The following is a 1149-nucleotide window of genomic DNA, read 5'->3' as shown; positions in this document are numbered from 1 at the left end:
CACTTATCCCGCCCTCGACTTCGAAATAACCTGTGCCCGAGCCGACTTGATCTTGCCGTGCGCTTGCATCAGCTTCTAGCGGCCCAGCAAACCGACGGGCCGAGAGAGCGCGGCGCGCATCGGCTGATCCACGCAGCGCAACAGCGTCCGCATCTGCCGCGCGACGTGCGACGGCCGCATCAAGAAGCATTGACCAGCGCGTTGGCATGGCTTCATTCGCGCCACTGATTTCTTGTGCTTGTGCGGCACCTGTCACCGCAAGGGGCGTCATAACCATAAAGGCGAGAGACAAGGGCGCAAAGACAGACGTCCGCCGTCGGCGCTCATAGTTTTGGGAATTCATTAAAAGGGTCTCCTGATCACGATCCGTGGACCCAGCGGACAAGATGTCAGCTAGGCATTAGTCGGATGGATCAGGCTCGCGGCGGTCGTTTCAGGCCGTAAAGGCGATGAGGCAAAGCAAAGGGTGCTTCGGCGTCAGGCTTTAGTGAAATAGCCCAAAGCTCTACTTTTGAAATTTGTGTGTCTGCAGCGCTAAGTGCCGCATTAGAATGGGCCAAGCAGCAGCCGCCACAATGACCGCTTTGCGACTTTTCTTCGGATGGCTTTGGCATCTTCTCGCAGAAGTCTGCGGCCTCAACAGTAGCGCTCACGTGATCGACTTCCACTGAAATGCAGGGAGGATTGCTCTCGCAGGTAGCCCGCCAACCAGCCGCATTCGTCGCGACTGGCGCAAAGGCCATCGTCAACGCGAGGAAAAAAGCAAACAGGGCGCGAGTCAGCTGCATGTCTCAGATATATACCGGAGGGGGGTATATGGCAAGCCTCGAATTTTCCTTAGTCGATCGATTTCGTCAGCGCTTGCATGAGGTCGCCTAAAAGTTTGCGCTGTGCATCAGCGTCGCCAGCTGCAATCGCGCCTTCGATGCAACTTTCCATATGTCGCTTCAGAACTTCCGCTTCCACCTTCGTCAGAGCCGCACGCGCTGCTTGGACTTGGGTGACCACATCCATACAGTCACGATCTTCTTCCAACATTTTCTGTATGCCGCGCACCTGTCCTTCGATCCGGCGAAGACGGGTCAGAAGTGCGGCTGGGTCTTTATGCGTATGGGCCATGAGACCTATGTTGGCCTAAAGGCACCGAGA

The 1149-nt window shown here is 56.4% G+C and carries 2 protein-coding genes; both read right to left on the bottom strand.

Annotation, left to right across the window (positions count from 1 at the left end; translation table 11 throughout):
• Nucleotides 1–343, bottom strand: a 343-nt coding sequence (locus ACOVRA_RS11260; protein ID WP_421720367.1) for a hypothetical protein, incomplete at its 3' end; no start/stop codon positions are given.
• Between the two features lie 494 nt (nt 344–837).
• Nucleotides 838–1119 carry a metal-sensitive transcriptional regulator gene (locus tag ACOVRA_RS11255; RefSeq protein WP_292932872.1) on the bottom strand — a complete coding sequence of 94 codons (282 nt, stop codon included), beginning with the start codon at nt 1117–1119 and terminating at the stop codon, nt 838–840.
• Nucleotides 1120–1149: the final 30 nt, after the last annotated feature.

Origin of the sequence: Aquidulcibacter sp. (genome assembly GCF_049239865.1) — a bacterium.
In the GTDB taxonomy this organism is placed as follows: Bacteria; Pseudomonadota; Alphaproteobacteria; order Caulobacterales; family Aquidulcibacteraceae; genus Aquidulcibacter.
Note: the sequence above shows the minus strand (reverse complement) of the source record. Positions and strands in the feature narration are given on the sequence as shown.

Coding starts and splice junctions, on each gene's coding strand:
- ACOVRA_RS11255 (WP_292932872.1), bottom strand. CDS start 1,119: ATGGCCCATACGCATAAAGACCCAGCCGCACTTCTGACCCGTCTTCGC.